Source organism: Microbacterium sp. (assembly GCF_052102115.1).
GTDB lineage: Bacteria > Actinomycetota > Actinomycetes > Actinomycetales > Microbacteriaceae > Microbacterium.
On sequence record NZ_JBQDVP010000032.1, the window covers coordinates 1 to 7,448 of the forward strand.

At 67.6% G+C, this 7,448-nt stretch carries 10 protein-coding genes and 1 tRNA gene; 2 read left to right on the forward strand and 9 right to left on the reverse strand.

Going from position 1 to position 7,448, the window contains the following annotated elements; genetic code table 11:
- Nucleotides 1–158 precede the first annotated feature (158 nt).
- The 4 genes from ACTICP_RS10630 to ACTICP_RS10645 all read right to left on the reverse strand — a co-directional run bounded on the left by ACTICP_RS10630 (nt 159) and on the right by ACTICP_RS10645 (nt 3,201).
- Nucleotides 159–1,013 carry a polyphosphate kinase 2 family protein gene (locus tag ACTICP_RS10630; RefSeq protein WP_441892180.1) on the reverse strand — a complete coding sequence of 285 codons (855 nt, stop codon included), beginning with the start codon at nt 1,011–1,013 and terminating at the stop codon, nt 159–161.
- A 27-nt stretch (nt 1,014–1,040) separates the two neighbouring features.
- A complete protein-coding gene (gene menD, locus ACTICP_RS10635; protein ID WP_441892182.1) occupies nt 1,041–2,711 on the reverse strand; it encodes a 2-succinyl-5-enolpyruvyl-6-hydroxy-3-cyclohexene-1-carboxylic-acid synthase in 1,671 nt (556 codons plus the stop codon).
- Nucleotides 2,708–3,055 carry a PLD nuclease N-terminal domain-containing protein gene (locus ACTICP_RS10640; protein WP_441892184.1) on the reverse strand — a complete coding sequence of 116 codons (348 nt, stop codon included), beginning with the start codon at nt 3,053–3,055 and terminating at the stop codon, nt 2,708–2,710. The genes menD and ACTICP_RS10640 overlap by 4 nt, the downstream gene beginning before the upstream one ends.
- Before the next feature lie 70 nt (nt 3,056–3,125).
- Nucleotides 3,126–3,201: transfer RNA gene (locus ACTICP_RS10645), tRNA-Met, on the reverse strand.
- 109 nt (nt 3,202–3,310) lie between these two features.
- Between ACTICP_RS10645 and ACTICP_RS10650 the strand changes: the two genes are divergently transcribed.
- Nucleotides 3,311–3,628: a DUF4229 domain-containing protein gene (locus ACTICP_RS10650; protein ID WP_441892186.1), complete on the forward strand. Its 318-nt coding sequence runs from the start codon at nt 3,311–3,313 to the stop codon at nt 3,626–3,628.
- Nucleotides 3,629–3,639: 11 nt separating this feature from the next.
- Here ACTICP_RS10650 and ACTICP_RS10655 read toward each other — a convergent pair whose 3' ends face one another.
- Genes ACTICP_RS10655 through ACTICP_RS10670 form a run of 4 tightly spaced genes read right to left on the reverse strand, consistent with a single transcriptional unit; the run spans nt 3,640 to nt 5,842 of the window.
- Nucleotides 3,640–4,608 carry a 1,4-dihydroxy-2-naphthoate polyprenyltransferase gene (locus tag ACTICP_RS10655; protein ID WP_441892188.1) on the reverse strand — a complete coding sequence of 323 codons (969 nt, stop codon included), beginning with the start codon at nt 4,606–4,608 and terminating at the stop codon, nt 3,640–3,642.
- Nucleotides 4,609–4,647: 39 nt separating this feature from the next.
- Nucleotides 4,648–5,292, reverse strand: a complete 645-nt coding sequence (locus ACTICP_RS10660) for a dihydrofolate reductase family protein (RefSeq protein ID WP_441892190.1) — start codon at nt 5,290–5,292, stop codon at nt 4,648–4,650.
- Between the two features lie 21 nt (nt 5,293–5,313).
- On the reverse strand, nt 5,314–5,604 hold the full coding sequence (locus ACTICP_RS10665; RefSeq protein ID WP_441892192.1) for a DUF4287 domain-containing protein: 291 nt from the start codon (nt 5,602–5,604) through the stop codon (nt 5,314–5,316).
- 19 nt (nt 5,605–5,623) lie between these two features.
- Nucleotides 5,624–5,842 (reverse strand): hypothetical protein, encoded by a 219-nt coding sequence (locus ACTICP_RS10670; RefSeq protein WP_441892194.1) that lies wholly within the window; start codon nt 5,840–5,842, stop codon nt 5,624–5,626.
- 45 nt (nt 5,843–5,887) lie between these two features.
- On the opposite strand from ACTICP_RS10670, the gene ACTICP_RS10675 reads away from it, so the two are divergent.
- Nucleotides 5,888–6,922, forward strand: a complete 1,035-nt coding sequence (locus ACTICP_RS10675) for a DUF5937 family protein (protein WP_441892196.1) — start codon at nt 5,888–5,890, stop codon at nt 6,920–6,922.
- 1 nt (nt 6,923) lies between these two features.
- Here the strand turns inward: ACTICP_RS10675 and ACTICP_RS10680 are convergent, their stop codons facing one another.
- Nucleotides 6,924–7,379: an Lrp/AsnC family transcriptional regulator gene (locus ACTICP_RS10680; protein WP_441892244.1), complete on the reverse strand. Its 456-nt coding sequence runs from the start codon at nt 7,377–7,379 to the stop codon at nt 6,924–6,926.
- Between the last annotated feature and the right edge of the window lie 69 nt (nt 7,380–7,448).

The following is a 7,448-nucleotide window of genomic DNA, read 5'->3' on the forward strand; positions in this document are numbered from 1 at the left end:
AGGTGCTGATGTGAGGAGCTGACTTCGACCCGCCTTCGGCTCGCTCAGTCCGCTTCGTCTCGCTCCGCTCGCTCAACGACCCGCGGTGGGCGTTGAGCGGAGGCGCGGAGCGCCGCAGACGAAACGGGGTGAGCGAGCGTAGCGAGTCGAAGCCGCCGTCAGCTCGCTGCGAGCCGCTTCTTCTCGGCCTCGACGTCGAAGCCGGCCGTGGGCCACTGCGGGTCGATGTCCTCCATCACGGCGAGCAGCAGCTCCTGCACGGCCAGCCGCGCGTACCACTTGCGGTCGGCGGGAACCACGTACCAGGGCGCATGCTCCGTGGAGGTGCGGTCGAAGACCGCCTGATACGCCTCCATGTACTGCGGCCACAGCATCCGTTCGTCGACGTCACCGGGGTTGTACTTCCAGTGCTTGTCCGGACGATCGAGGCGCTCGGTGAGCCGCTCCTTCTGCTCTTCCGGAGAGATGTGCAGCATCACCTTCACGATGCGGGTGCCGGATGCCGCGACCTGAGCCTCGAACTCATTGATGGCTTCGTACCGCCGTTCGAGCTCGTCGGCGGATGCCAGCTCGCGCACCTTGCCGATCAGCACGTCTTCGTAGTGCGACCGGTCGAAGACGCCGATGTAGCCGGGCTGCGGCAGTCGCTTCTCGACGCGCCAGAGGAAGTCGTGTTCGAGCTCTTCAGCCGTCGGCGCCTTGAACGCGGCAAGCTCCACGCCCTGCGGGTCCACGCCGCCGACGACGTGACGGACGATGCCGCCCTTGCCCGCCGAGTCCATGGCCTGCAGCACGAGCAGCACGGCGTCGGTCGTGACACCGAGGCGGCTCTCGGCGAACAGGCGCTCCTGCAGTTCATCCAGCGCCTCGATGCCGTGCTCGAGATCCTTGCCGCCGGACTTCTTGTCTCCGTCGTAGCCGGGCTGCCCGCCCGTGTCGACGTCAGAGAGCTGGAAGCCCTCCCCGACGCGCAGTAGTTCGGTCGCCTCGCCAGTCCAGCCTCGTTTGCTCATTCCCCTATCGTGCCCGAGCACAGCGGGTCAGCGCGACAGCGGGACCTCGAGGAGCTGAGGAGTCGTCACGGGAGAGGTCAGGGCCTGGTCGAGCGCGGGGCGGGTGGTGACGCGCTGGTACTCCCAGCCGTAGGCGAGCGCAAGTTGCTCGAGTTTCGCGGTATGGGGCGTGTAGAAGGCGCGGTCGAGATCTTCGCGCGGAGCGGATGCTGCGACCTCGAGCCCGTCGAAGATCGTTCCACCCCCGTCATTACCGACGATGACCTGGATGCGCGGGGCCTGCTCGTCGGGCGGCAGGAGGAGGGATCCGACGTCGTGGAGGAACGCGAGATCACCGAGCAGCACGCGGGTCACGCCGGCCGCACCCTCAGCCTGACTCGCGATCGCGATGCCGGTAGCGGTTGCGATCGTGCCGTCGATTCCGGCGAGACCGCGGTTGGCGTGCACGGGCACCTTCTTGCCTCCGAGGACGGCGTCGGCGACGCGGACGAGCCGTGACGAACCGAACATCAGCCGGTCGTGCGGCCAGGTCGCCCGCCACACCGCGTCGACGAGCAGCTCGCGGTCGAGCGGTCGGCGCACCGCATCGAGCTCGGCGCGCATCGCGTCACGGCGCGCCTCGGGGTCGGCGGAATGCAGCCCGCTCTGGTCGGGCGCGTTCTCGCTGAGGTCGACGATCGAGCCGGCAGACGCCTGCATCCACTCGCCGAGCCAGGTGCGATCGACTTCACCCTGACCGACGACGACGGATGCCACGGCACGCGTGCGTCCGTTGAGATTCAGCTCTTCCCCGCCCGAGCGGACGGCGACGACTTCGACATCGTCACGCTTCAGAAGGCTTGCGGTGTCGCGGCTGAGCGTCGGGTGGCCGAACACGACGACGCGTTCGATGCGCCCGCCGAGTGCGTCATCGCACAGATGCTCGCCGTACCCGTGCACGACGTATCGGCCGAAGCGGGACCCGCTGACGATCTCAGCGATGAGCGGCCACGATCCGGCGTGGGAGGTCTCTTCGGCTGCAGGGCCGGCGTCGGCACCGGCGACGACGACTGTTCGGGGTCCGCGTTCCAGGAGGTGCGGGTCACCAGCATCCGGTCGCGGTGCCTCGCCCATATCCGCCCGGTAGTCGCTGGGCAGGGCTCTCGAGAGCGGTTCGCGCATCGGAAGGTTCAGGTGCACCGGGCCGGCGATGCCGGGAAGCGCTGCGGAAGCAGCATCCGCTCCCATCGCCGCGGCGACCGCTCGCGCGCCCAGGCCGCTCCAGTCGCCGTCGCCCGGGACAGGCGCATCGTGCTGCCAGCGCACGAAGGCGGCGAACATGCCGGGCTGGATCGTCGCCTGATTCGCGCCGATGCCGCGCAGCTCCGGAGGCCGGTCGGCCGTGAGCAGCAGCAGCGGGACGCCGGCGTGGAAAGCCTCCATCGTCGCGGGCAGCAGGTTCGCCGCGGCCGTGCCGGAGGTGCAGATCACCGCGGTGGGAACGCGCGTCTCACGAGCAAGGCCGAGGGCGGTGAACCCGGCGACGCGCTCGTCGATGCGAACGTGCACGCGGATGATGCCCTGACGGGCGAGGTGCGTTGCGGCGAGCGCGAGGGCCTGCGAGCGCGAGCCCGGTGAGATCACGACGTCGCGGAGGCCCGACCCGACAAGTTCTGCCAGGAGGGATGCCGCGGCATCCGCAGCCGGCGATGAGGTCATGAACGCGAGTCGGCGCCGGGGCCGTCGCTCTCGTCGTCGAGGCGGGCGAGCTCCTCCTCCAGGCGGCGGATGCGCTCGTCCTGCTCGGTCGTGCCGAGGGTGCGGAGGAACTCGGGGTCATCGTCGGGTGCGACCGAACGCATGCTCTCCTGGTCGCTGCGCCGGCGCCGGCCGATCACGAACCAGAGGATGCCTCCGAGCACGGGCATGAGGACGACGATTGCGATCCACGCCCCCTTGGGCACACCGCGGTGCCGCGTCGCCGGCTGCACTGCGCAGTCGACGATGCTGAACACCCAGAAGACGAGGGCTAGGAAACCCCCGACGATCAGTACTCTCGCCACGGTTCCAGTCTAGGCGGGATATCCGATGACCGGACTGGGAGCGTCACGCAACCACGCCGACCACTGCTCTTGGACGCGACGGCGGGAGTCGAACCCGCAACACCATCAGGTATGAACTGAAGCCCGGGGCCACCCGGATCGCCGCGATGGCACCGACGTTACCCGGCTGTGACGATTCGTGCCAGCATCCCTGCGAAAGATCTCGCATTGCGACCAAGAATGTCCGGAGGTTTCGTGGCGACCTACACTGGAGGGATGAAGGTGCCGCCGATTCTCGTCTACTCCGTGCTGCGGCTGCTGGCGTTCCTCGTGCCCCTGGCGATCATGTGGTTCTTCTTTCCCATCATGCGCGAGTACTGGTGGCTGACGGCCATCTTCGCGGCACTCATCGGCGTCAGCCTGTCGGTGCTCTTCCTGCGCAAGCCGCTCTCCGGTGCGTCCACCGACCTCTACCAGCGGCGTGAGGCGAGCGGCGCGACCCGCCAGAAGACGGACGCGGCGCTGGATTCCGACGCCGAAGATGCGGCGCTCGACGCCGATGCCGCTGACACCCAGCCGCCGCGCGAGAGCTGACTGCGGGGCTCTCAGCCGACGAACGCCCAGTACAGCGCCCCCGCGTAGGCGAGCGCCGTGAGTGATGTGAGCCCGAGAGCGACGACGAGCTCCTTCGGCAGTCGGTACGTCCAGACGATGAGGATCGCCGGGATACCGGCGAGCAGAGCCAACATTCCGAGCCAGGCGATCGGGTACAGCAGGGCGATGAACGCGGCGATGAGGAACGGCACCACGATGAACAGCGTGTAGATCGCCTGAGTCGCCCGTCGGCCGATCATGACCGTGAGCGTGCGCTTGCCGACCTCTCGGTCCTGGTCGATGTCGCGGAGATTGTTGGCGAGCAGCACGGCGCAGGCGAACAGTCCCATCGCGACTGCGCCGAGCCACGCTTCCTGTGGGAGCTGGAACGCCTGCACCCACGTCGTGCCGAGGGTCGCGACCAGCCCGAAGAAGACGAAGACGAACACCTCGCCGAGACCGAGGTAACCGTAAGGGCGCTTGCCGCCGGTGTAGAACCAGGCGGCGATGATGCAGACGGCGCCGACCGCCAGCATCCACCACTGCCCGGTGCGGATCACGATCGCGAGTCCGACGAGCGCGGCGAGCGCGAAGAACGACAGACCGATGATGAGCACGGTGCGCGGGTTCACCTGCCCGGATGCCGTGAGACGGGCGGGCCCGACCCGCTGTGCATCGGTGCCGCGAATGCCGTCACTGTAGTCGTTGGTGAAATTCACACCGATCTGCAGCAGTACCGCGACGGCGAGACACGCCAGCGCGATGACCCAGTGCAGTTCGGGATCGATAAGCTGCGCGGCGCCGGTGCCGACGATAACGGGCGCGACGGCGAGCGGCAGAGTGCGCAGACGTGCAGCGCCGATCCAGTCGCCGGCCGTGATCGGCGCCGCCTCGACGATCGGTCGCTTCGCCGGGTTTCCGCTGGTGCGGGTCGTGTTCCGCTTCGTTGTCGCTCTGCTGCGCTTCGAGGATGCTGCCACGCTGGGAATCTTAGTCGGCGAACCGATCACGTCCTGCGCTCAGCGCCGCGTGAAGGTGATGTGGATCACGCCGCTCTCTGAGACTTCCGTGCTCATGTCGTAGTCGTTCTCGATACCGCGCAGACCATCCCAGATGCGCCGACCGCGCTCGAAGACGACGGGAACGATAGCGAGATGGAGACGGTCGATCAGCCCGGCCCGCAGAAACTGCTGCACCACGTCAACGCCACCGCCGATGCGCACGTCCCTGCCATCTGCCACCTCGACCGCACGTGCCAGGGCGTCTTCCGGCGCCGCTTCGATGAAGTGGAAGGTGGTTCCGCCGGCCATCTCGAGCGATGGTCGTGGCGTGTGTGTGAGCACGAACACCGGCACGTGGAAGGGCGGGTTCTCGCCCCACCATCCCCGCCAGTCGGGGTCATCAGGGTGCGCGTGCAGTCCGAACATCGCGGCCCCCATGATCTCGGCGCCGACCTCGTCGAAGTACGCTCGACCGTAGTCATCGTCCATACCGGTCGTGCCCTCCCCGCTGGTCTCACCCAGCACGCGGCTGCGGAAGGTGCGGGTCGCGGTGTACTCCTCGACGAGACGGGGCCAATCCGCGCCCATCGGATTCTCGGTCGACTGGTCGGACGGTGATGCGATCCCGTCGAGTGAGACGTTCAGATCTGCGCGTACGGTCATGCTCTTCTCCTTGCTGGTTGTTCAGAGGGCGGGGTTATTGGCTTTGCCGTCGAGCCACAGCATGTCGCTGGGATCCGCGTGCGTGCCGCCGGAATCGACGTGCTTCGCACTGATCTGCGGACCCTTCGTGATCACGTGCACGATCGCCATGCCGTGCCCGCGCCCGAGGTCGTAGTCGGCCTTCAACCACTCGAGGATCGGGCCGGCCTTGGTCGTCTCGTCGAAGCCCTTTCCGTGTGCGAGGTCGATGAGCTGGCGCGGGCTGAGCCCGGTCTTGGTCTCTGCTGCGTCGAGATAAGCCTGGAACGACATGGTTCTCCTCTGTGGGCGATCAGTCGAGGAATGTCTGGATGATGACGGGTGAGGCGTGGATGCCGAGGATGCGGAGCACGCCGTCGCCGACGCCGGGCCCCTCGCCTGGCTGGTTCTCGACGTAGAAGTAGGAGACATCCGCGCCGTGCTCGCTGCCCTCGAAACGGCGCGAGCGGCCGGTTCCGATGCGGATGTCACCTGCGGCAACGACGCCTTCTGAAATGGATGCGGTGGTCATGCGTCCAGTCTCGACAGCGTGGCCTCATCGTCCTAGAGTTTCGATGTGGATCGAAACATCGCGGTCGATCGTCCGGTCGAGGGCGTGGAGCACCCGGATCATCGGGTCGAGTTCGAGCTGAGCCCCGGTGACATCCAGGCGGTGCGCTTCGGAGTCTCGCCGGGGCATGAGCTCGCGCACGCCGTGCGCGTTCTCCTGCGGCCGGAACAGCACCCGCTACAATGGGGCTGGCTGCGCGCGGTGCGCGATCACCTCCCGCGCGAGAGCTTCGATCTGCTCTCCGCAGTGATCGGTGACGACGGTTATCTTCCGGACTTCCTGACTGCGACACCCAGCTGGGACATGACTCCGGAGGCCGAGCTCGACGCATTGCGGAGCGCAGCACTCGATCCGATGCGGGTCGACTTGGGGAAGATGGTGCTGCGCTCGACCGGCTCACGTCAGCGCGCGCTGCGCGAGATGCAGGAGCGCCCCACGCGGGCACGGGCGACGATCGCCGATGCCTGGCAGGACGTGTGGGATGCGGCGCTCGCGCCGGTGTGGCCGCAGCTTGACCGCTTGCTGCGTGCCGACATCGCCGTCCGCTCGCGTACGATCGCCTCCTCCGGCATCGGGGAGATGGCCGACGATCTGCACCCGAACGTCAGCTGGGGTGAGGGAGCCGTGCGCGTGCGGCTCCGCAAGCACAGCGAACAGGTGGACTGCCGCGGCAGCGGCCTCGTGCTCGTACCGTCAGTGATGTCGTCCTGGGGCTGCATGGCGCTCACCGAGCCGCCGGCGCAGCCAACGCTGTTCTACCCGGCGCGCGGAGTCACCGCCGTCTGGGCACGAGACGCCGCCGAGACGGCGGAGGCCCTCGGAGCACTGGTCGGGCCCGCGCGCGCCGAGATCCTGCTCGGGGCGAGTGCCGCGCGCACCACATCTCAGGTCGCCCGTGACGGCGGGATCGCCGTGTCCACGGCATCCCATCACCTGACGGTGCTGCGTGACGCCGGACTCATCACGAGCGAACGCGACGGGGCACGAATGCTGCACCTGCGCACTCCGCTCGGGGAGGCGATGGTGGGAGCGGCGCTCTGAACTACTCCGCCTCGTCCACGGCGATCGGCCTGTTCTCGTAATAGGTCTGGAGCACGACGGTGGTGTGAGTGCGGACGTTCGCCGCCAGCCGCACCTCGTTCACCAATTGCTCCAGCGCACGCGGCGAAGCGACCCGCACGAACAGCATGTAACTGGCGTCTCCGGCGATCGAATGGCACGCCTCGATCTCCTGGAAGCGCTCCAACAGCTCTGGGGCGTTGTCTGGTTGGCCGGGGTCGAGCGGGGTGATCTGGATGAACGCCGACAGCGGTTTGCCCAGCGCCTCCGCATCGAGCAGAGGTCGATAGCCGGTGATCACCCCGCGCGATTCCAGTCGGCGCAGCCGGGACTGCACAGCAGAGCTCGACAGTCCGACGGCTTCCGAGAGCTGGGCCAGAGTAGCCCGGGCGTCGCGGGAGATTTCGGCAATGATCCGGCGGTCGACAGCATCCTCCATAAGTGGAAGAATATCGGTAGAACCACTCATTTGCCGGATATTTTCCGCTGAGCCACCGATCGGAGGTCC

Bases quoted from the DNA above. Each gene is read 5' to 3' on its own strand.
- menD (WP_441892182.1), bottom strand. From the start codon at position 2,711: ATGACCTCATCGCCGGCTGCGGATGCCGCGGCATCCCTCCTGGCAGAA.
- ACTICP_RS10660 (WP_441892190.1), bottom strand. From the start codon at position 5,292: ATGACCGTACGCGCAGATCTGAACGTCTCACTCGACGGGATCGCATCA.
- ACTICP_RS10630 (WP_441892180.1), bottom strand. From the start codon at position 1,013: ATGAGCAAACGAGGCTGGACTGGCGAGGCGACCGAACTACTGCGCGTC.
- ACTICP_RS10680 (WP_441892244.1), bottom strand. From the start codon at position 7,379: ATGGAGGATGCTGTCGACCGCCGGATCATTGCCGAAATCTCCCGCGAC.
- ACTICP_RS10665 (WP_441892192.1), bottom strand. From the start codon at position 5,604: ATGTCGTTCCAGGCTTATCTCGACGCAGCAGAGACCAAGACCGGGCTC.
- ACTICP_RS10650 (WP_441892186.1), top strand. From the start codon at position 3,311: ATGAAGGTGCCGCCGATTCTCGTCTACTCCGTGCTGCGGCTGCTGGCG.
- ACTICP_RS10670 (WP_441892194.1), bottom strand. From the start codon at position 5,842: ATGACCACCGCATCCATTTCAGAAGGCGTCGTTGCCGCAGGTGACATC.